This window comes from Streptomyces glaucescens (genome assembly GCF_002154375.1).
GTDB lineage: Bacteria > Actinomycetota > Actinomycetes > Streptomycetales > Streptomycetaceae > Streptomyces > Streptomyces glaucescens.
Map to the genome: position 1 here is coordinate 1 of NZ_MUND01000229.1, position 22,462 is coordinate 22,462.

Sequence of the window (22,462 nt, forward strand, 5' to 3'; positions counted from 1 at the left end):
CGAGGTGTGGGAACGCATAGAGGCCGAGCCGGGGGATCTGAGCGACCTCCTCGACGCGGCCGACCGCGTGGCCGCTGTGGACGGTGACGTCAACGCGCGCGAGAAAGCCGTCATCTCCGAGCTTCGAGACCGCTGCCGCCGAGCCTGACACCGTCATGCCCGGCCTCCCACGAGGGCGTGGATCCGACGCGTCAGTCGTGGCTTGCCGGCACTCTCGCGGCTTGAGTCCGAGGTTCGCGCGCGGGCGGCGGCGACGAACCGAGCGGACAGGGCGTCGGACCGCCGCCCGGGGCTTCCTACGGCGTGGCCTGAAGCCGGTACCGGTGACCGGGCCGTCGGGGCTGTCAAGTTGGTCCACGCCGGGGAAGCCCAGGTCGGCGAGGCCCCGAGGCCGACCGTCTTCACGTCACGGTCCGCCGGGACCGGCATCCCCTCAACGAGCATGCCGTCGGGCGCACGAACCACGGCGACCGTGGTGGCCGCAGGGCGCGGCCGTCACGGGCGTCCTCCGGCGAGTCGACACCACTCCGCCACAGCTGCCCGCCGCCTCATGTACAGCACACTCCCGTACAGGCGTCGCTCCTGGTGGCAGGCGCGCCCCAGCCGCCACGCTGACCGCATGCACAGCCCTTCCTCACAGCGCCGCTGGCTTTCCGTTCCCACGCTGCCCACCGAGTTCGCCATGGCCTTCACCTCCACCCCGCGGGGCGCCCGCCTGGCCCGGCTGTTCGTCGCGCACTGCCTGGACTCCTGGGGCCACCCCTACGACGGTGACGTCAACGAGGCGCTGACCCTGATCACCGCCGAGCTGTGCGCCAACGCCGTACGGCACGGCCGGGTGCCCGGCCGCGACTTCCACGTCCGGCTGGCCGCCGAGGCGGACGGCAGGCGGCTGCGCCTGGAGGTCTCCGACACCCGCGCGGAACACCGCCCCGCCGTCACCCCTCCCACGGACCCCGACGCCGAGTCCGGCCGCGGCCTCCTCCTCGTCACCGCGCTGGCCGACGACTGGGGCGTCATCGACCGCCGCCGGGGCCCCGGCAAAACCGTGTGGGCGGTGGTGGGCACCGCGTCGAGCGACCGGCCCGGCTGTCCCCGGCAGGCACCCGCCGATCGCCTCGCCGACCCGCCGTCGCACCCCTGACCGCACCCCCCCACGGCGACGGGGGCGACGCACCGAGCCGACGACGCACCGGAGGCCGGGAACCTCGGGCGTCAGTGGCCCCGCCTAATCTGCTTCCCATGCCGGTCACCTCGTCCGGACCGCGCCCTCACCACCGTTCGTGTCGCGCACGGACAGGACGGAACACACAGCGGCAGGGGCAACGCATCCGGCCCATCCCCCAGCACCGCGATCACCGACCCGATAGGTTTCGTCCCATGCCTGGCCGTCTCCTCGAACTGCACGTCGAGAACTTCCGCAGTCTGCGCGACGTGACCGTGCCACTCGGTCCGCTCACGGTGTTAGTGGGCCCGAACGGCGCGGGCAAGTCCAACGTGCTGAAGGTGTTCGACTTCCTCGCCGACATCATCCGCACCGACCTCCAGCCGGCCCTCGACACCCGCGGCGGGTTCGACGAGGTCGCCTTCTGGGGTGGGACCAAGCCGCCGACCTCCATGCGGGTCCAGCTCAAGGCCACCTGGACCAGCAACTCCTCCCTCAACGCCCCCGACGAGTACAACCTCACCATCCGGCGGCGCTCTCTGTCGGCGAACCGCGACGGCAAGCGGCTGACCTACGCCCTGTCCCGGGAGGAAAGCTTCGCGTTCAAGCGCAGGCAGGGTCGCGGCCGGCGCATCACCATCTCGGGTGAGGAGGCGCGCATCCTCGACGTGCGGGCGGGTGAGAGCAAGGACAGCGGCAGCTTCGGCATCCGGAGGCTGAGCAGCGGCCTGTCCACGCTTCCCCGGCTCGGCCCCTCCGACGGCGGCGACGAGGTGACGCGGGTCGCCGACCGGCTGTCGTCGTTCCGGGTCTTCGACGTCGACGTGGCGGCGGCCCGGCAGCCGACCCGCCTTCGCGGCACGGACTTCGCCACCCTCTCGCCGCACGCCGAGAACCTGGCCGGGTTCCTGATCCACCTCAGTGGCCGCGAGGAGGTCTGGGACGATCTGGTCGCCGATGCCCGCACGGTCCTGCCGCAGCTGGAGAACATCGAGTTCGAGGAGGTCGGCGGGGCGACCGACCAGCTGACCGTCGTCCTGCGCGAACGCGGTCTGCGCCGCCTGACCCCGCTCGCCGACGCCTCGTACGGCACCGTCCGCCTCCTGGGTCTGCTCGCCCTGCTGTACGACCCCAACCCCCCGGCGTTCACCTGCATCGAGGAGATCGACCACGGGCTGCATCCGCAGGCCCTGGAACTCGTCGTGCAGCGACTGCGCGAGGCCGCCGAGCGGACGCAGTTCATCGTCGCCACCCACTCCCCCGCCCTCGTCAACCGGCTGTATCCGGAGGAGTTCGTCGTGTGCGACCGCGACGAGGACGGCGCGTCGATCATCCCGGCCCTCACCGTCGACGAGGTGAAGGAGATCGTCGAGGAGTCCGGTGAACAACCGCTCGGGGAGTTGTGGTTCTCCGGGGTGCTGGGCGGCGACCTCACCGGGGGTGAACTGTGACCCCGAGGGGACGGCAGGGCGGCGGGCGGGCGTCCCGACCAGAGGAACGGGGCGTGATCGTGCTGGCCGGCGAGGACCAGAACGACTGCGAAATCCTGGCCTCGCTGATACGCGCCCACCGGCCCGATCTGAGCGCGGCGGCCAAACTGGTCCGCATCAACGACCCGGTGCGGCTGCGCAAGAAATCCGGCCCCGACTTGGCCGCCGCGGTGAAGACACTGGTCGGCAAGGCACGGGCCAAGGCGCTCCAACAGCGCGCCGAGCTGCTCGGGTTCGTCATCCACGAGGACCTGGACGGCTACGCCGACGCCCGGTACGACCGGATCCGCAAGACGCTCACCGCCGAACTCGCCGGCCAGTGCCAGGGGCTCCGGACGGCGCTCGCGCTCGCCGCGTGGGAGAGCGAGGGCTGGCTGCTGCTCTTCCCCGAAGCCTTCCCCCGCGTCCGTCCGCGCTGGAAGGTCCCCGACCGTCTGCTCGACAAGGACACCGGCCGTGTCAAGGACGCCAAGGAGGAGCTCAAGCGGGGGCTCGGCCTGCCGGTCTTCCGGGAGAGCGACGGCCCCAAGGTCGCCCGCGAGGCGCTGGAGCACCGGCTGATCCCCTCCCCGCGCGGCACCAACCGCTCGTACGCGGACTTCGTCGGGGACCTCGCCGGCTGGACCTGACCGCCTGACGCCGAAGGCCGGGTCGTGGTGCCGAGGCTCCGGCGTTGAGTCCGCCGCCGTGTTCGGCTGGACAGCGGCGAAGTCACCAGGCGCTGGCCCAAGAGGTCGTGCAACGACTGAAGGGCGACCTCAAGCCCAGATCAGCCGCCGGCCAGCGTCGTCGCCAGCGACTGGAACCAGGCACCGTAGGAGAACGGCTCGGGCGGGCCGACCTCCATGCCGAGTTCAGCCGCTGCCAAGGCGTAGTCACCCTCGTCCAGAGGGAGGGCGAGCAGCTCGTGGAGCTCGCCCACGAGGCGTGCGACCAGGTGGGGGTCGGTGGTGGCGGCGTAGTCGGCGACGGCGGCGTCGTGGTCGGGGAACTCGTCGACGATGTCCTGCGAGAACCAGCCGCCGAGCAGTTGCGCGGTTTCCGGGAAGCGCGCGTGCCACTCCCAGTGAGTCCGCGGGGACGACGGTTCCGGGACGTCGCCTTCCTCGATGCTCTTCCTCAGGTGGTCGGCCAGCACCATCAGCCAGTCGCCGATCTCGGACTGGGGCATCCCGGTGTCCGGGATCGCGTAGAACTCGCCCAGCTGTTGGCGGATGCGGCCCGGCGGGTTGCGGCTGTACTCGCGCAGCTGGCGCTCCGCCTCCGCGATGGCCCAAGGGCGGGTGTGCCAGGTGTGACGGAGGTACGCGTCCAGCGCGCGGCTGCGCCGCTCCGGGGTGTCGTCGGCCGACTGCCCCAGGTACGCGCGCATCACCTGGTCCAGCTCGCCGTACCGGCGGTCGTGTTCGAGGGGCTTCATGGACATGTGCGGGCGGCCCCTACAGGTAGAACGGGACGGTCGTGTGGACGACGAAGCCGTGCGGGCTCGAAGCTTCGCGGCGCAGCACCACGCGCGCGGCGCGGACGTCAACGGGCCCCTGCCCTGCCAGCAGGTCGCCCTCCAGCTGAACCCGGCCCACGGGCTCCTCGCGGGACGGCCAGGCGGCCTCGATGGTGAGGCGGGCCCGGGTGCCCTGGGCGAGCCAGCGGTGGATGACCTGCTCGTTGGCGGTCACCACCTGCTGTGTCGCCCATTGGGCGGTCTCCCGGTCGGGGTAGGAAGCGGAACGGGTCAGCACGGAGGCATCCTTTCAAAGGATCTGGTCAGGAGCTGCACCTGCAAGGATCGGCAACCGGATCAGTAGTCGGAGAAGTTCCAGAACATGCCCACCTCGGTTTCGGAGACGACGACCAAGCCGCAGTCCTCCGAGTAGACGTCGCTCAGCGGGTTGTACCCCCAGTGCGACGTCGTGAAGTCGAGCGTGCCGGGCACAGGGCCTGGCCTGCTGACATTGGTGTGATAGGTGGCCTGGTCCCCGTACCGCGCGAGGATCGTGCGTGCCATCGCCCGCAGTTCCTCCTCGCTCTCCGTGAAGCGCTTCAGGTTGGACAGGGTGCAGCAGTCGTCCGTGAGGGCCAGCAGCAGGTTCTCGGCGCTGGCCCGGTCGATCTCGTAGAGGCGCTGTGCGATGTACTCCGGGGGGTGGACGGCGAACGGATACGTGGGGGACCCCTCGCGTTCCGGGGCCTGCGCCGGGTCGTCGAGGCCGGTCCAGCCCCGGGGATCAGGGACGGCCCGGGCCATCAGCGCAAGGACGTCGAGGACCCAGTCCTCGTGGCGCCGCGGACCCGTGGCGTCGTACGGGTACGCGTCCTCGAACAGGTGGCGTACCGCGGCTTCCCAGGAGGTCTGGTCGACGGACATGTGGTGCTGGCCTTTCTCGGCGGCGCGCTAGGACTTGGAGGGCATCGACGTCATGACGGTGAACGGCGGGGTGCGGCTGCTGTCGTACCGGATCCGTGTGTCGATGCCGGTGACGTCGTACGCCTTGACGTGCATGCCGCCCTGCTTGTACCCGGAGAGTGGGTCGTTCGCGTCCACCGGCTGCTTGAACACGCTGCGGCCGCTGGTCTCGCCGTTCGGCGCGGTCGAGCGGAAATCCTTGACTTGTCCCTCCCCCGGCGGCGGCGGGCCTTTGATCCACGCCTCGATGGCGGCCTTGTTCTGGTTGAGGTTGTACTCGGTCAGCTGCTCCGCTCGCTGGTAGTTCGGGAAGGCCGAAGAGGCGCCGGGCTTCGGCTTGCCGTACGGCCAGGCCTGGGTCGGTCCGTTCACCTGCTGGTCGCGCAGGCGCTGCGCCAACTGCTCGTCCGTCTTGCCGACGTGCTTGTCCAGGGTGTGGCCGTTCTCCATGTACTCGTTGGCGGCGAGGTTGAGGTCGTACTTGCCGGCCGAGTCGACTTTCAGCCAGACCTGCGAGTCCTTGAACTCCTCCAGGGCCCGCATGCCGAACCCTTGAGCGCGCGCCTCCTGGGCTTCGAACTTCGGAGCACTCCTGTGTGCCTCGTCCAGGGGGCCCATGAGCGCGTCGAGTTGCGGAACGAGTGCGTCGACCCGTCGGTTGTACGTGGTGACGATCGAGTTCAGCTTGGCCGTGTCCATGTTCAGGACGATGCCCTGGCCCAGCTGGAGGGCGCCCTTGCCAACACCTTTGACCACGCCTTTGACCAGGCCTTTGACATCGTCCATGCCCACGCCGTCCTTGAGGTCGACCTCGATCCTGGGCACCGCGTCGCGTACGGCCTCGAGGTAGACGTCCCACACCTCGCCATTGACATAGACGGCCGCCTCGGCGAACTCGTAGAGAAGATCGCTGACCTTCTGAGCCGTGTCGAACAACACGGTCATCACGGGGTGGGTGGAGGTCTGCGAGGAGGAACTGTCGTGTTTCCACTCGTAGTTCTCTCGGCTCTTGCCCCACGCCGTCGTCCCCCACAGCGAACTGCAGAACTGGCGCATCGCGTCGTACCACTCGCTGTTGGCCTGCTGCGTGATGCTGCTGACGTTCCCGGTCAGCCCGCTCTCCACCATGGAGAGCGACGTGGTCGCCGCCATCCAGGCCTTGGACAGCGAGTTCAGGTAGTGCTGTTGGGGATACGGATAGACCTCGGCGACCTTGCCCATCCGGAAGGCGTGCTTGACCACCGGCCTCAGTACGTCCCGGATCGGCTCGGGCACCCACTCGAGCAGCTTGCGGACGACGTCGTCGCCGCCGTCGTAGTCGCCCCACTTGAGATTCGGTACGGGGCCGTAGGCAGGCGGCTTCTCAATGACCTTCGGCAGCGGCTGGACGACCGGCTTCGTCTTTCCCGAAGGGTCGTTGGCCGCGTCCGCCTTCGCATAGGCATTGGCCGTCGAAGTGAAGCCGACCGCGGCGCCGCCGATGCTGACGACGCTCTTGGCCCAGACTTCGAGGAAGCGGTTTGCCACCTTGACGTACGATGTCGCGAACGCCTGAGGCGAAGTGCCGTAACCGCCGGCGTCCGGATACTTGTGCAGTTCGTCGAGCAGGCTCTTGGCGCCCTTGTCCATCGCCGTCTGCTGGCTCGCCACGCCGCCGGAGACGCGGTGGAGGTCGGTCGGCTTGACGTCGATGGTGCCGTTCTGACCCGGCGGTGGTGTCCCCATCAGCCGGCCCCCCAGCCGCGCAGCACGGCCTGGTGCGCCGCCGCATAGTTGATGTGGCTCGTGGTCGCGCACCCGTGCAGCCACTTCTGGGCCGCCTGGAGGTCCCGGGCCGAGCGGTCCCACTCGTCGAGCTCCTCGACGAAGACCTCGCGGGCTTCCCCCTTCCAGGACAGCACGACCGGCACGACCCGGTCGTGGAGGTCGTCCAGACTTCCGTTGAGCTTCTTGAGGATGTCCTCCAGCTCGGCTGTGAGCTCACGGAGGGTGGCGAAGGAGACGGTGATGCGGTCGTCGTCCGCGCTCCCGGTCGGCATGGTTCCCCGTTTCGTAGGTGTCGTCGCGGTCGCGGCAGTGGCTCTCGTCGGCCTTCAGAAGGAGTCGAAGCTACTACGCGGCTGGGTGGGCCCGGTCGCCTCCGGGTTCGGTGTCGACAGCTTGTCGACCTCGCTGTCGATGTCCACCGGAATGCTCCGCAGCCGGGCCATCACGTCCAGTTCGTCCTCGGTGAAGCCGTCCCGGCTCATACGTACGGCCTGCTCGAGGTGCCGCATCACTTCACGGATGCGCACTGCGTCCTCGGCCGCCGCCCGGTGGAACCCTCGGTATGCCGTCGCGGCCGGTCCGCGCCAACCCGCCTCGATGCGGTCGACGATCTGGTCCATTCGCGTGACCTGGTCGTTCAGGTACCTCTGCATCTCGTCGAGGTCATCAGCCAGTTTGGTGAGGTCCTGGCTCGACACCTTCAGATCGGCGCCGCCCTCTGGGCTCGCGTCCGCGTCATGTACGCCCATGCTCCGTGCTCCGCCCCCGTGACTCGGCATGACAAATCGCGTTTGCACAGAATCCTAACTCCGCGCTTTCCGGGTCCGGCCCCGGCGGCGGGCCGGAAGCAGCGGGCGGGCAGCACTGTCGGCCAGGGGCGTCACGGGACCCGCTCGCACCCTCGTCGCATCCGCGCGGGCGACGGGGTCCGGGATTCGGCCAGGTGGGTGCCGATGTCCGAGGTGGGCGTTATTTTTGACGCTGATCGTCACGGTGCCTTCGCCGGCTGCACGGTTGGGCGTACCGGGCGGTCCCGGTACTCGACTTGCCCGAAAGGTCCTCGTGAAGCCCACCTTGGCCGCCGCGCAGCTCCGCGGCAGTCTGACGCAGTACCTCACGACGACGTACGCGCTGGCCGACGAGGACACGCGGCTCGCGCTGGAGCGGTTCCTCGGGGATCCGGAGACGGGGATCTTCCGGGGGCCGTACCTGCGGATCAGGACGCCGTTCCACCCCGCTGACGAGGGGTGGCGGTCGGCGCTGGAATGGCAGCCGTCATTCACGCCGTGGCGGCACCAGGCGAAGGCATGGGAGCGGCTGAGCACGTGCAAGGGGGCGGCCGAGCCGACGCTCGTGACGACCGGCACCGGGTCCGGCAAGACCGAGTCGTTCCTGATCCCCGTGCTCGACCACTGCCGGCGGCAGAAGGCGCTGGGCAGGCGCGGGGTGAAGGCCGTGCTGCTGTACCCGATGAACGCGCTCGCCACCGACCAGGCCGGTCGCATCGGCGACTACCTGGCGCAGCCCGAACTGGCCCAGGTGACGGCCGGTCTCTACATCGGCGACAAGCCGGACACGGACTTCCGGCGGGTGATGACGCGGCGCGAGGAGATGCGCCAGTCGCCCCCGGACGTGCTGATCACCAACTACAAGATGCTGGACCTGCTGCTGCAGCGGGCCGAGGACCAGCCGCTGTGGGAGGGCGCGGACCCGGCGTACGTGGTGCTGGACGAGTTCCACACCTACGACGGCGCACAGGGCACCGACGTGGCGATGCTGCTCCGGCGGCTGGCGTCCGCCGTGGGCGCCTCGGAGCCGGAGCGGCCTCTCGGCTCGATCTGCCCGGTGGCGACCTCGGCCACCCTCGGTGAGGGCGGGGGCGACACCGGCGGCATCCTCACGGTCGCCGAGCAGGTGTTCGGCGTGCCCTTCGGTCCCGACGCGGTGATCGGCGAGGAGCGGCTGAGCGCGGACGACTTCGTCGGTGACATCGACTACGAGCTGCCGGAGCCTCCCAGTCCCAAGGAGGTCATCGACGTCTCGGGCGGGCCGGGCGTGGAGTCCGATCCGGACCGCCTCGACCTGGACGGGCTCGCCGAACGGCTGCTGGGGCGGCGGGGCTTGGACGCCTTCCAGATCGGGCGGCTGCTGAGGAGACATGACTTCACCCACGGTGTGCTCGCGCTGCTGAACGGCGATCCGCTCGACGAGTGGGGGCTGCGGGACCGTATGGCCCGCTTCGGGTACGCGTGGGCGCGCACCGCGCGGGAGAACCCGCGGCTCGCCCTGGAGGCGCTGTCGCGGTTCGTCGCGCTGCTGTCGTCCGCGCGGGACCCGGCGTCCGACGAGCGCCGACCGCGTCCGCTGCTGCATATCGAGGCGCACCTGTGGGTCCGCCCGGTCGGACGGGTGCTGAGCGGGGTGGGCGCCCGGCCGGAGTTCCGCTGGTACGAGGACGAGCGGACCGTCGCCCGGCGCTCCGCGCTCACCGCGGCGTCCGCGTCCGAAGACTCGTCCGACAGCGACGAATGGCCGGCCACGGACTCGCGGCGTCCCCAGGCGCTACCCGGTTCGGACACCGTGCAGCGACCGGCCCAGGCCCACCTCCCAGCTGTCTACTGCCGCGTGTGCGGCCGCTCCGGCTGGGCGGCGTTGTCCCCGGAGGCCGACCCGCAGAAGCTGGAGACCAGCCCGCTGCGGATCTGGCAGGCCGCTGTCGGGCGTGACAAGCGGCGGCTGCGGTACTTCATCTCGGCGACGCCGGCCGAGGCGCGGGACGCGCTCGCGGCGCTCACCGGCACCGCGCCGAAACAGGCCGGCGGTGTCGATCCGCAGTCCGTGATCGTGCTGGACGGGGCGCAGAGCACCTACCGCATGCCGGTCGCCGAGGACGGGGAGGGGCTGCAGGACGCCTGGTTCGCGCGGGCCGTCCTGGACAAGAAGACCGCCGACCAGGCCGCCAAGGACGACACCTGTCCGGCGTGCAACACCGACAACGGCATCAGGTTCCTCGGCACCGCGCTCGCCGCGCTGGCCTCCGCCACGGTCACCCAGCTGTTCACCGGCGGCCAGGAGATCGCGCTCGCGCCGGAGGAGCGCAAGACGCTGCTGTTCAACGACTCCACTCAGGACGCGGCGCACCGGGCCGGGTACGTCGCCAACGCGTCGTACAAGTTTTCGCTGCGCTCGCTGCTGGCGCACCAGCTGGACGACTCCGGCGCGGCGCTCCCGCTCAACGACCTGATCGGCGACGTCCTGGACTCCGTGGACGACTCACAGACGCTGGCCGCGGTCGTCCCGCCCGACCTGCACGACGAACCGGGCGTGGACCGGCTCCTGTCGGGACGCGGTACCGGGGATGCGCGGACCTGGAAGCTCATCGGAGAACGGCTCGCGTTCGCGACCGTCATGGAGTTCGGGCTTCGGTCACGGCTCGGACGCACCCTGGAGCTGACCCGGACGACGGCCGCGGAGGTGGTGGTCGCCGATCCGGACCGGATCGTCGCGCTCGCCCGCGACCTCCACCTCACGCTGCCAGGGCAACTGGGGCTGGAGGGCGGTCTGCCCACGCCCGACCGGTACCTCGCTTACGTGCGAGGGCTGCTGGAGCGGCTGCGGCTGCGCGGCGGCGTGCGGCACCGGTGGCTGGACACCTGGATCAAGGAAGCGGGCGTCAACCAGTACCTGATCTCCGGGCAGCGACCAGAGGGTATGCCCGCCTTCCCCGAGGGGCGCGTGGCGCCGCCCAGGTTCCTGCTCGACGGCCCCAAGGAGAAGACGAGGTTCGACACGATCACCGGAAAGGGCAACTGGTACCAGGACTGGACGCGGCGCTGCCTCGGCCTGGACGCGGCGCAGGCGACCGAGTACCTGCGCAGGTTGCTGCCCGTCCTCGCCGACGAGGGCGTGCTGTCGGTGCGCACCGCCAAGGACCGCATGACCCGCGTCTACGGGCTGCAGCCGGGCCACATTCACGTGCGGTTGCTGACGGACGACCTGGTCAACAGGGCGTTCGTGTCCTGCGAGGAGTGCGGCTGGCAGCAGGTGGTGCCGCCCGAGCGGCGCACCCGCTGGTACGGGCACCCCTGCCCGCGCTGGCGCTGCACCGGCATCCTCACCCCGCCGCAGTACGGCATGTCGTCGACCGGCGCGGGCAGCGGCGGCTTCGGCGGAAAGCTGGAGCGTGACTACCGCGCCGACTACTACCGCCGCTTGTATCTGACCGGTGGCACCTACCGGGTCGTCACGGCCGAGCACACCGGCATGCTGAACCGGCCCGAACGGGAGCGTGTGGAGCGGACGTTCCGGCAGGGCGCCCACTACACCGACCCCAACGTGCTCTCCTGCACCCCCACCCTGGAACTGGGCATCGACATCGGCGACCTGTCGGCGGTGCTGCTCGGCTCGCTGCCGGGCGGCCCGGCGAACTACGTGCAGCGGGCCGGGCGGGCCGGACGCAGGACCGGCAACGCGCTGGTCGTCGCCTTCGGCGGACGCCGGGCCCGTGACCGGTACTACCTGGACGACCCGACCGAGATGATCGCCGGTGACATCGTGCCGCCGGGCTGCTACCTGTCGGCCGTCGAGATCCTGCGCCGCCAGTACACGGCTCATCTCCTGGACCGGGCGGCGCGCGGCGAACTCACCACCTCGGATGGCGAGCCGCTCATGCCGGTGCCGCGCCTGTCGTCGGCGCTGTTCGGCACGACCGGCTGGTGCCAGGACCTGGCGGACGCGGCGCTCACCCACGGAGCACGGCTGGTTGAGCAGTTCCTGGCGCTGTTCCCGCAAGCCTCCGACGGCCCGGATGACCAGGGGGTGTCCGCGCACGCCGCGGACGAGTTGCGCGCGTACGCCACCGGCGGCGTCGCGCGCACGCTGCAGGAGGCCGAGGAGGAGTGGACGGCACGCCGCGAGGAGCTGCGCCGCCGCATCGCCGCCATCGACACGGCGATGGACGGCCTGCTCGCCGAGGACCGTGAGCAGGGCGCGGAGCGGCGCGAGCTGCTCGCGGAACGGCGAGCCAGTAGCGAGCTGTTGCGCGAGCTGAGCCAGACCAGCGCTCACGGCGCCCTCGTCGAACTGGGCCTGCTGCCCAACTACAGCCTCACCGACACGACCACGTCGCTGGAGGCCACGCTCTACTGGAAGGAGGCGTCCGGGGACGACGAGGGCACGGAGGCCCCGGAGGGCGACGACGAGCGCCGGGAGTGGGTGTACCGCAGTGAGGTCCGCGACTACGAGCGGTCCCGCAAGCTGGCCCTGACCGAACTGGCCCCCGGCAACAGCTTCTACGTCAACGGCTACCGGCACGTCGTGCGCGCCCTGGACATCGGCAGTCCCGAGCGGCGCGCCTGGGCGGTGTGGCGCCTGTGCCCGGCCTGCGGCTACGCGCGCACGCACGGCGACCCGAAGAACGACACCTCGCCGTGCCCGCGGTGCGGTTCCCGGGAGATCGCCGACGCGGGCTGCGTGCACCACGTGCTGGAGCCCCGGCGGGTGATGTCCCGGGACAAGCGGGACGACGCCCGGGTGCGGGACGACCGTGACGAACGGGAGCGGAGGCGGTACGCGGTCCTCACCACCGTCGACATCGACCCGGCTCATCTGGCGGCCGGATCGTGGCGGCACGACACCGCGGTCTTCGGCGCCGACTTCACGCGCAGGGCCGTCGTCCGCACCTTGAACCTCGGGGTCGACCGGCAGGACGGCAGCAGCACGGTCCCGCTGGCCGGGGACGACGTACGTCTCAACCCGTTCTACGTGTGCACGAGTTGTGGAGGGGCGACGGCCGACGGGCAGCCTGTCGTCGATCAGTCGCAGCACGCTCTCACGGCCTCGCTGGCCCACTCCACCCGCGCGAGCGCCCACCACCAGCTGTGGTGCCCGCGCCGACGGTTGCGCGGCAGCGGGGAGGAACAGGGCGCCGGACTGGACGTGCCGCTGCTGCTGGCGCACGAACTGACGACGGAGGCCGTCCGCATCCTGCTGCCGGCGTCCGTGGCAAGGGCCAAGGAGCGGCTCGCTTCGTTCACCGCCGCGCTGTTCGCGGGCATAGCCGCCCGCTACGGCGGTGACCCCGATCACATCGACATCACCGCCGCGTCGATGCCGGACAGCGAGGACCGGGACTGGCCACGCCGGTTCCTCGTGGTGTACGACCGGCTGCCCGGTGGCACGGGGTACCTGCACCGCCTCGCGACCTCCGACGGCTTCCGCGAGGTCCTGCTGAAGGCGCGCGAGGTGATCGAGGGCTGCGGCTGTCTGGAGAAGGGACTGGACGGCTGTCACCGCTGTCTGCTGCGTCGCGTGCCGCCGGCCGACTACGACAAGGTCAGCCGCAACGAGGTCCGGCAGATGCTCGACGAGCTGCTCGGCGCGGACGGCGAGCGCTGGCGTACCTCTCCCGTCGCCACCACCCAGCACATCCCGATGCACCGGCAGGCCGAGAGCGATCTCGAAGTCCTGTTCATGGACACGCTGCGCGAGTGGGCCGGGCTGCCTGAGAGCCGTGCCAGCGGCGACGCCTACATCACGCCAGCCGGCACGCACGCGCTGGACCTGCGGCTGACCGCCGCCGACGGCACCACGCTGAGCTGGCGGGTGTCACAGCAGCGCATTCTCGACGGCACCCGCCCCGACGTCCTCTTCGAACGGGTCGACGCGCCCGGTCCGCGCGTGGCGGTCTACCTGGACGGCTACGAGTTCCACGCCGGCCGGGAGCACAACCGGGTCGGCGACGACGCCGCCAAACGCACGCGACTGCGGGCGGAAGGGCTCAGGGTCTTCCAGCTCACCTACGGCGACGTGAAGGAGTGGCAGCGCCGCATTCGGGACACCGGCCACGCGGGCACCGGCCCCGCTCGTCCGGTATGGGAGCCGTACGGCGACCAGGCCCGCGGCAAGGCCCGCGACTACTACGCCAAGGTGTGGGGCGGCCTGCCCGGCGAGCTCGCGGAGACGGTGTGGGTCAATCCGGCCGTGCAACTCGTGGAGTATCTACGCCTGCCGGACGCGAGGCGCTGGCAGTGGCGGGCGGAGGCCGCGCTGGCGGGTTTCATGGGCACCGGAGCCCGCCCTGTCGCGCTGCTGCCGGACGTGCTCGGTGAGCAGATCATGGGTGCGCTGCGCGGCGCGACGCCCGCAGGACCGCGTGGCCCGGTGCAGTTGTTCACGGTCACCGACGACTCGGAGCTGCCACTGGTCCTCGCCGCTGACGGCCGTGCGAAGCCCCCCGCGTGGACCGGTATCGCCCTCCTCGACGACGCGCCGGACGTCCACACCCGGGAAGAAGCGCACAAGCGCCGCTGGCGGGCCTGGCTGTACTGGTCCAACCTGCTCCAGTTCCTGGACAACGGCGGCGGTGACGCCGTCCAGCTCACTACCGGCCGCCTCGACGGGTTCGCCGTCGAGACTCTGGCGGTCACGGGCGGCAGTGGGGTCCTGGAAAGTGTCCGCGTCACTGTCGCGACCGCCGACGGCACGCCCGCGCCGGCCGAGACCGCCGCGCCTTCGCCGCGGGCCCCGGCCGCCGCGGAGGTGTCCGCGGCGGCCGTCGTCCCGCCCGTCCGGGACGCGGGGTGGGACCGGGTCGTCGAATACCTGGACCCGGACGAGCCGGGCCTGCTCGCACTCGCCGAGACCCTCGCCGCGCGTGGTGTCCCGGTTCCCGAGGACGGCTACGAGCTCGACGAGAACGGCTGGCTGGCCGAGTTGGCCTGGCCCGGCGCACGCGTCGGTGTCGTCCTCGCCCCGCGCCCGCCGGAGGGCGAGGACGAGGATCCGGAGGCCGTCGACCGCGACCGTGCGTTCGCCGCGGCCGGCTGGGAGGTGCGGCCCGCCGCCGGCTGGACCGCGGACGACATCGCGGACCGCCTCGCCGGCGAACCACCGTCCGGCGACCGGAAACACTCTGACCAGCCTGACGGCACCATCGCGGACAACGGGGAGAACGAACAGCCGTGACCGGCAAGAACGTGACGCTGCGCCTGCTCGACAAGGCGGACCGGGAGATCCTCAAGCTCCCCCGCCCGGTCAAGGGAGCCATCTACGACTTCCAGCACAAGTTCAAGACCAACCCCGACTCCGCCGGCCTGCGTCTCAAGCAGTTGCAAGGGCACGACAAGCTGTACTCGGCACGCGTCAACGACGAGTACCGCGCCCTGCTGCTGCGCCTGGCCGACGACGACTGGTTGATCGTCTCGGTCAAGCACCGCAAGGACGTGTATGCGCATCTGGACCGGCTCACGTACTCGGTCAACCGCGTCACCGGCGGTATCGAGTACGTGGACCTGCGGGTCGTGCAGGAGGAGGTGCTCACTCCCGCGGCCCCGCGGACCGTCACGCCCGCCGAACCGGCTGAGACCGCCCGTCCCGCCGAGCCGGTCGCTCCGCGGCCGCTGTTCGCGAAGTGGTCGGAACAGCAGCTCACCGATCTGGGTGTGGCGCCCTCCCTGGTGCCGGTCGTCGCCGCGTTGACCACCGAGGACCAGCTCCTCGGACTCGTCGAGTACGCGCCCCAGCTCACCGGCGAGGTGCTGCTGGCGCTGTACGACGGCAAGGAGTACGACGACGTCCTGGAGCAGGTCACCGCCCCCGTCGCGGCGCCGGAACCCGTGGACCCGGAGGACTTCCGAGCCGCCGTCGAACGTCCCGCCACCATCGTCACCACGACCGACGACGCGCTGCGCGAGGCGCTGGAGGGTGAGGACTTCGGGCGCTGGAAGGTATTCCTGCACCCCACCCAGGCCAAGCTGGTCGCACGGGACTACAGCGGTCCGGCGCGCGTGGGCGGCGGGCCCGGCACCGGCAAGACGATCGTGGCGCTGCACCGGGTCAAGCACCTGGTCGAGCAGCTCCCGGCCGGCCGGAACAAGCCCGTCCTGCTGACCACGTACAACAAGAACCTCGCGGCGGACCTGCGATCCCGGTTGCTGGCGCTCGGCGGGGAGGCGCTGTTGTCCCGCGTCGAGATCAGTCACGTCGACCAGCTGGCGCTGCGGACCGTCCGGGAGGCGGAACCGGGCAACCGCAAGCGGATCGTCGACGAAGCACAGGCGGTCCGCGAATGGCGCTCGCTCCTGGACGAACTCGGTGAGGACGGCTGGGACGCGGAGTTCCTGAACGACGAATGGACGCAGGTGATCCTCGGCCAGGCCATCACCTCCCGCACTGACTACTTCCGGGCGCGCCGCGCCGGACGCGGGGCCACGGTCACCCGTGCCGAGCGTGCCGAGATCTGCCAGCTTGCCGAGCGGTTCACCCAGCGCCTGGACCGGCTCGGAGTCCAGACGTGGGACCAAGTCGCGGAGCGGGCGGCGCAGTTGGAGGTGGAACGCGCCCGGCGTATCCAGGCCATCGACCGTCAGCGGGAGGCAGTGGACGGTTTGGACAACATCCACGTGGCCGACGGTTCGGGAGGCTGGCTGCGTTATCGGTACCGGCACATCGTGGTCGACGAGGCTCAGGACCTGCGGCCCGCACACTGGAAGATGCTGCGTGCGATGACCGCTCCGGACCGCAACGATCTCTTCCTGGTCGGTGACACCCACCAGCGCATCTACAAGAACCAGGTGACCCTCGGCAGCCTCGGCATCAACATCCGAGGCCGGTCGTCGAAGCTGTCGCTGAGTTACCGCACCACCCGGCAGATCCTGCGTTCCGCGCTGAACGTGCTCGGCGACGAGATGTATGACGATCTCGACGGCAGCGCCGAGACGCTGGCCGGGTACCGGTCCGTACTCACCGGCGCCGTCCCGGACCTGCACAGGCTGAACGACTGGAAGGACGAGCGCGAGGCGATCGCCGCGCTGATCGAGTCCTGGGGTCAGGTACCGCACGAACAGATCGCCATCGCCGTGCCGACCAACCAGATGGCGAGCGAAGTCGCGTACACATTGGCCCAGCACGGCATCCGGGCGCTGGAGATCGGCCCGGACGGGCCCCGCGGCGACAGCGGCGTCCACATCGGCACGATGTTCCGGTTCAAGGGGCTCGAATACCAGCGCATGATCATCGCCGGGGTGGCCGACGGACTGGTGCCGCGTGCGGGCGTCCAGCAGCGGCGGACCACGGACCCGGCGCGCTACCGGGCGGAGATGCAGCGCGCCCGGTCCCTGCTCTTCGTGGCGGCCACGCGTGCCCGGGACAGCCTGGATGTCTTCTGGCACGGGGAGCCGAGCCCGTTCCTCAGGGAACTGATCAAGGTCCGGCCGCCGGCCGCGGCGTGACCGTCCCCGGGCTCGTGCCGCGGTTCGCTCCGGCTAACGCGGCACGACCGGCCCCTGGGGCACGAGGAACGGCCGCCGGGGATCCTCCGGCGGCGTCCTGCGGGTCGCGAGTACCGGATCAGGGGCCGGCAGGTACGGGGCGAGTGCCGCGTAGACGTCCACCGCGCTGCTGGGACGATCCTCGGGACGCTTGGACAGCAGTGCGTGCAGCAGATCCTGGATCGCGGCCGGGACATCGGCACCGCGGTCGGCCAACCGGGGCGGGGACGCGGTGAGGTGCCGAGTCACCAGCTCGGCGGGACCCTCACCGTGGAAGGGAGGGCGACCGGTGAGCATGTGGTGCAGCAGACACCCCACCGCGTACAGATCGCTGCGACCGTCCAAGGGCCTTTCGCCGGACAGGAGTTCAGGCGAGGCGTAGGACACGTTGCCGAGCGTTTCGCCCGTCATGGTGAGCCGTGGGTCCGTGTCCGAGAGAACCTTCACGAGACCGAAGTCGAGGATCTTCACCAGACCGCTGGTGCGGACCATGACGTTCTGAGGCTTGAGGTCGCGGTGCACAAGGCCGGCCGCATGGGCGGCGGACAGCCCTGAACACAGTTGCGCGGCTACGGAGACCGCGGTGGGCACGGAAAGGCGTCCGCCGTCGGCGCCGTCGATGACGTTGTCGAGGGTCGTCCCGTCGACGAGCTGCATCACCAGGCAGCAGACGTCCTCGGTGACGGCCGCGTCGTACACGGTGGTGATGTTGGCGTGGTCCAGACGAGCGGCGGCCTTGGCCTCCCTCTCGAAGCGCGCCAGGGCGGTGTGGCGCCAGTCGGGCAGGGCCAGAAGATCCGCAGCGACGGTCTTGACCGCGACAGGACGCTCCAGATACACATCCGTCCCCTGCCAGACGTGCCCCATCGCCCCTCTGCCCAGGATCCGGTCCAGCCGGTACCTGCCGCGCAGGACTTTGCCCGCAGCGAACTGCTCCACGTTCACTTCCTCCGGTGTGCCCCAGGGGTATGTCGGTGCACGAACGGTCTGGCCAGAGGCCTTCCATCGACAGCCCGCGCGGAAGAAGTCAACCAGCCTCTCGCACACCAGCAGGGGGCCTTCAAGGCCCAGGCGATCCCGCGGCGGCTCCACGAACGTCTCGTCGAGTGGCCCGAGCCGAGGCAGCAGGCACATTGCCACCGGATGCCTCGCAGGAACTGCCCTGTGTCAGTGACGTTCCAGAACGCCCAGTCGCTGCGATCCGGTTCGATGTGCGAGCAGAGGACCCACACCACGGCGGGTGCCGTCCCACAAGGATATTCCTGTCAAGGCATTGGCCTTATGAGATCGTATGGCTCCCAGCACCGTGCTAGGTGCCGAGTTCCTCACCGTTGGTTCGGGCGAGTGTGGGCGCGGCCGGGTCCTCCGCGATCACCTGCTCGTCGGCGGGCAGCTCGTCGGTGTCCTGATGATTGGCCTGCCCGGTGTACGCGGGCAGCCCCAGCAGTTCGTTCAGGACGTTGGCCAGCAAGCTCCTGCGTGCGGCCAGGAAGTCGGGGAATCTCTCCAGGGACCGCAGCTCCGGATCGGCGGGGATCCACTGTTCGGCCAGGCGCTCGGGCGCGATGCCCGCCATGTAGTCGACGGGCAGCGTCGAGGAGATCATCTTGTTGGTCTGACCGGTGACGAAGGCCAGGTTGGCGAGGCTGTTCCACTCTTCCTTCGCGTATGTCCCCTGGACTCGGGCGCGCGGGAACACGTGGTGATACTCGATCTTCGCACTGCTGTTCATCGGTTGGTCGCTGATGGCAATGTTGGTCGCCCAGTCCCTCGCCGTACCCCGCAGCGCGGCGATGTAGAGCAGCTTGAAGAAGGGATGCGTGGAGTACTTCTGCTCCAGGTCCCTCGGGTGGAGGGCGCTGTCCAGGGACCGGGTGCCGGAGGCCCTGCGGACGAGTTCGGCGAACAGGTCTTCTCCCGCCCGCGACTTGATCAGCCTGGCCTCCGCATCGAGCTTGCCCTCGACCTGCAGTGAGTAATGACTGAAGGCCATCGCCGTGTACACCCAGCGGCGCAGCATCTGCGCCTCCCCCGGACGCAGTTTGCCGTCCCGGTGGTGCAGCAGCAGGGCCGGCACGATCGTGACGTTCGGCGACGAGAGAACCTCGGAGCGAGGGATCGAGCACTCGCCCTTCAGGAAGTCGATGGCGAAGCGCAGGGCCCTCTCGGTGGCCTGCCAGGCCTCCTTCAGCGCGGCTTCGTCCACCTCCGCCCCGATGAGCTTGATGTGGTGGGCGCCGGTTCCCGCGAGGAGGCTCATGAGGCGCAGGACGGCTTCCCTGTTCAGTGCGAAGTTGCCATCCTGCAGTTCCTGGTGGAAGGCGTCCATCGTGTCCAGCCCGTCCGCCCAGCGGGCCGCGATGGCGCTGTACACGAGATCACCCTTGGACAGCCGACGACCGCCCTTGTTCAGCCGGGCGAAGAGTTCGGCGACCTCCTCGTAGTCGTCGGACTCGTAGGTGATGACGGCGATCTGATGCTGCCGGATGTTGTTCACCTTCTGCAACCGCTGGATCCACGTGTCGAAATGTGGATCGTCGATCGACACGTCAGCCTTGCGCAGAACCTGGTAGAACTGCACGTTCTCCTGTAGCAACGTCGACACCGGGACCAGCAGCGGATCCTTGCGCTGGACGGCGCTCGGGTTCACGAACTCCTCGGTACGCACGTCGAAACGCAGGTCGATGAGACGACCGTCGGCCTTGGACTCCGGCCGATACACCCAGGCAAGGGACGTCAACCGCTGCTGCCCGTCCAGTAGGTAGAACGGTTGATGCGCCGACTTGTCGGCCTGGACAACGGCAGCCGTCTTGAAAGGGACGGTCAGATTGGTCTTCCACAGCAGCAGGGCACCGACCGGGTAGCCCCGGTAGAGGGAATCGAAAAGATCGCGTACGTCGGGCCTCATCCAGACGAAGTCGCGCTGGATGGACGGGATGACGACCCGACCGTGCAGCAGGTCCTCGACCTGAGAAATGATCTTTTCGTTAGCCAGCCCCATGCCGCCCCCACTGCGAGTGATCTACCGATCACACGATATCCACCTTCGTTGGCGTTCGTCACAACCTCGAAGGCACATCGACGGTGGCGGCCAAGACGGTTCGTGCTCCTGAGGCAGCCCGCCGGTCTCCCCCCCGTTGCGGGAAGGGAGACCGGGAACCCGACGACCGTTCGCGGCCGCCGCGCCGGGGACCGCGTCGCTAGCGCGTCGGTGCAGTATGCGAGGTCGGCGCATAGCCGGTGGGCCGGGCCGTGAAGGTGCCCCTGCCCTGGCTGCGGCCGCGCAGGCGGGTCGCGTAGCCGAAGAGTTCGGACAGCGGCACCGTGGCGGTGACGACCGCCGCGCCCGCCCGTACGGCCGAACCGGTCACCCGGCCGCGGCGGGCGGCGAGGTCGCCGAGGACGCCGCCGACGGCGTCCTCGGGCACGGTCACCGTGACCTCGGCGACCGGTTCCAGGACGGTCATCGCCGAGTCGCGCAGGGCGCCGAGGAGTGCCGCGCGGCCCGCGGTGCGGAACGCCATCTCCGAGGAGTCCTTCACATGGGTCGAGCCGTCGGTCAGCGTCACCCGCAGTCCGGTCACCGGGTGACCGGACTGCGGGCCCTCGGCGAGCGCGTCGCGGCAGCCCGCCTCGACCGCCCGGACGTACTCCTGCGGGACCCGCCCGCCGACGACCGTGGAGCGGAACGCGAAGCCGGTTCCGCCGGGTTCGGGGTGCAGCGGCTCGACGTCGAGGACCACGTGCGCGAACTGGCCCGCGCCGCCGTCCTGTTTGACGTGCCGGTGGACATGGCCCCGGACGCCGCGCACCACCGTCTCCCGGTACGCGACCCGCGGCCGGCCGACACCGACGTCCAGGCCCTGGGCGCGGCGGATCTTCTCCACCGCGACCTCCAGGTGCAGTTCGCCCATGCCCGACAGCACCGTCTGCCCGGTCTCCGGGTCGGTGCGTACCACCAGGGAGGGGTCCTCCTCGGCGAGCCGGGCGAGGGCCGTGGCCAGGCGGTCGGAGTCGGCGGTACGGCGCGCCTCGACCGCGACGGAGACCACCGGGTCGGCGACGCCGGGCGGTTCCAGGACGATCGGGGCGGCCGGGTCGCACAGGGTCGTACCGGCCCGCGCGGACTTCAGCCCGACGACGGCGACGATGTCACCGGCGACCGCGCGCTCCAGCTGGGCGTGCCGGTCCGCCTGCACGCGCAGGATGCGGCCGATGCGCTCGGTACGGCGGGCGTTCGCGTCCCGCACAATGTCTCCCTTCTCGATGGTGCCGGAGTAGACGCGGAGGTAGGTGAGGCGGCCGGTGGGGGTGGCGTTCACCTTGAAGGCGAGGGCGGCGAAGGGGGCGTCGGGGTCGGCGGTGCGTTCCTCCCGCACCTCGTCGTTGCCTTCCGGGACGCCGTTCCCCTCCGGGATGCCGCGCACCGGCGGCACGTCCACCGGTGACGGCAGATACGCCACCACCGCGTCCAGCAGCGGCTCGATCCCGCGGTTGCGGTAGGCCGACCCGCACAGCACGACCACTCCGTCACCGTTGCGCGTGAGGTCGCGCAGGGCGGCGACGAGCGTCGTGGAGGACACCGTCGACTGCGTACAGAATTCCTCCAGCGCGCCCGTATGCCGTTCCGCGACCGCCTCCTCCAGCATCCGCCGACGGCGCCGCGCCTCCTCCCTCAGCTCGTCCGGCACCGGCCCCGCCACCATGGCCTCCCCCGCCTCCGCCCAGGTCAGTGCTCGCATGCGGATCAGGTCCACGACGCCGCGGAAGCCGTCCTCCGAGCCGATCGGCAACTGGACGGCCAGCGGCGCCGGGTGCAGCCGGTCCCGGATCGACGCGACGGCCGCGTCGAGGTCGGCACCCGCGCGGTCGAGTTTGTTGACGAAGGCGATCCTCGGCACGCCGTGCCGGTCCGCCTGCCGCCACACCGACTCGCTCTGCGGTTCCACGCCCGCGACCGCGTCGAACACCGCGACCGCCCCGTCCAGCACCCGCAGCGAACGTTCCACCTCGTCGGCGAAGTCGACATGGCCGGGCGTGTCGATCAGGTTGAGGCGGTGACCGTCCCAGGCGCAGCTGACCGCCGCCGCGAAGATGGTGATGCCGCGGTCACGCTCCTGCGGGTCGAAGTCGGTGACGGTGGTCCCGTCGTGGACCTCACCGCGTCTGTGGGTGGTGCCGGTGGCATACAGGATCCGCTCGGTGACGGTGGTCTTGCCCGCGTCGACGTGGGCGAGGATGCCCAGGTTGCGGACGGTGGTGAGGCTGGTGAGGTCGGTACGCACGGCCCATGGCCTTTCGAAGTGTGTGGTGTGCAAAAGGGCGGCGCGCGATTGTCCGCAACGAGAGCCGGAGGGCGGGACAGGGA

14 protein-coding genes are annotated in these 22,462 nt (G+C 70.4%); 5 read left to right on the forward strand and 9 right to left on the reverse strand.

What is annotated here, in order from left to right; all coding sequences use genetic code 11:
- Positions 1-619: 619 nt before the first annotated feature.
- From CCN42_RS16705 to CCN42_RS16715, 3 genes are all read left to right on the forward strand, one after another.
- The gene (locus CCN42_RS16705) at positions 620-1,144 is read left to right on the forward strand and encodes an ATP-binding protein (RefSeq protein ID WP_245877319.1); all 525 of its coding nucleotides are present in this window, start codon (positions 620-622) and stop codon (positions 1,142-1,144) included.
- A gap of 236 nt (positions 1,145-1,380) precedes the next feature.
- Positions 1,381-2,616 (forward strand): AAA family ATPase, encoded by a 1,236-nt coding sequence (locus tag CCN42_RS16710; RefSeq protein WP_086736607.1) that lies wholly within the window; start codon positions 1,381-1,383, stop codon positions 2,614-2,616.
- A gap of 53 nt (positions 2,617-2,669) precedes the next feature.
- The gene (locus tag CCN42_RS16715; RefSeq protein WP_245877320.1) at positions 2,670-3,284 is read left to right on the forward strand and encodes a hypothetical protein; all 615 of its coding nucleotides are present in this window, start codon (positions 2,670-2,672) and stop codon (positions 3,282-3,284) included.
- 140 nt (positions 3,285-3,424) lie between these two features.
- Here the strand turns inward: CCN42_RS16715 and CCN42_RS16720 are convergent, their stop codons facing one another.
- The 6 genes from CCN42_RS16720 to CCN42_RS16745 are packed head-to-tail and all read right to left on the reverse strand — an operon-like array spanning position 3,425 to position 7,575.
- The gene (locus tag CCN42_RS16720) at positions 3,425-4,081 is read right to left on the reverse strand and encodes a contact-dependent growth inhibition system immunity protein (RefSeq protein WP_086736609.1); all 657 of its coding nucleotides are present in this window, start codon (positions 4,079-4,081) and stop codon (positions 3,425-3,427) included.
- A gap of 13 nt (positions 4,082-4,094) precedes the next feature.
- Positions 4,095-4,394 (reverse strand): RNase A-like domain-containing protein, encoded by a 300-nt coding sequence (locus tag CCN42_RS16725; protein ID WP_086736611.1) that lies wholly within the window; start codon positions 4,392-4,394, stop codon positions 4,095-4,097.
- 59 nt (positions 4,395-4,453) lie between these two features.
- A complete protein-coding gene (locus CCN42_RS16730) occupies positions 4,454-5,020 on the reverse strand; it encodes a hypothetical protein (protein WP_086736613.1) in 567 nt (188 codons plus the stop codon).
- 27 nt (positions 5,021-5,047) lie between these two features.
- The gene (locus tag CCN42_RS16735; protein WP_158102096.1) at positions 5,048-6,856 is read right to left on the reverse strand and encodes an RNase A-like domain-containing protein; all 1,809 of its coding nucleotides are present in this window, start codon (positions 6,854-6,856) and stop codon (positions 5,048-5,050) included.
- Complete coding sequence (locus CCN42_RS16740; protein ID WP_086736615.1) at positions 6,784-7,098, reverse strand: WXG100 family type VII secretion target; 315 nt, start codon at positions 7,096-7,098, stop codon at positions 6,784-6,786. Before CCN42_RS16740 ends, CCN42_RS16735 begins: the two co-directional genes overlap by 73 nt.
- A gap of 54 nt (positions 7,099-7,152) precedes the next feature.
- Positions 7,153-7,575 (reverse strand): WXG100 family type VII secretion target, encoded by a 423-nt coding sequence (locus CCN42_RS16745; protein ID WP_086736617.1) that lies wholly within the window; start codon positions 7,573-7,575, stop codon positions 7,153-7,155.
- Between the two features lie 313 nt (positions 7,576-7,888).
- Between CCN42_RS16745 and CCN42_RS16750 the strand changes: the two genes are divergently transcribed.
- Positions 7,889-14,791: a DEAD/DEAH box helicase gene (locus CCN42_RS16750; protein WP_086736619.1), complete on the forward strand. Its 6,903-nt coding sequence runs from the start codon at positions 7,889-7,891 to the stop codon at positions 14,789-14,791.
- The gene (locus tag CCN42_RS16755; RefSeq protein ID WP_086736620.1) at positions 14,788-17,055 is read left to right on the forward strand and encodes a UvrD-helicase domain-containing protein; all 2,268 of its coding nucleotides are present in this window, start codon (positions 14,788-14,790) and stop codon (positions 17,053-17,055) included. Before CCN42_RS16750 ends, CCN42_RS16755 begins: the two co-directional genes overlap by 4 nt.
- 33 nt (positions 17,056-17,088) lie before the next feature.
- On the opposite strand, the gene CCN42_RS16760 is transcribed toward CCN42_RS16755, so the two are convergent.
- From CCN42_RS16760 to fusA, 3 genes are all read right to left on the reverse strand, one after another.
- Positions 17,089-18,033 carry a serine/threonine-protein kinase gene (locus CCN42_RS16760; RefSeq protein WP_086736622.1) on the reverse strand — a complete coding sequence of 315 codons (945 nt, stop codon included), beginning with the start codon at positions 18,031-18,033 and terminating at the stop codon, positions 17,089-17,091.
- A gap of 370 nt (positions 18,034-18,403) precedes the next feature.
- Positions 18,404-20,095, reverse strand: a complete 1,692-nt coding sequence (locus CCN42_RS16765; protein WP_086736624.1) for a GmrSD restriction endonuclease domain-containing protein — start codon at positions 20,093-20,095, stop codon at positions 18,404-18,406.
- Between the two features lie 199 nt (positions 20,096-20,294).
- Positions 20,295-22,379 carry an elongation factor G gene (gene fusA / locus CCN42_RS16770; RefSeq protein WP_086736626.1) on the reverse strand — a complete coding sequence of 695 codons (2,085 nt, stop codon included), beginning with the start codon at positions 22,377-22,379 and terminating at the stop codon, positions 20,295-20,297.
- Between the last annotated feature and the right edge of the window lie 83 nt (positions 22,380-22,462).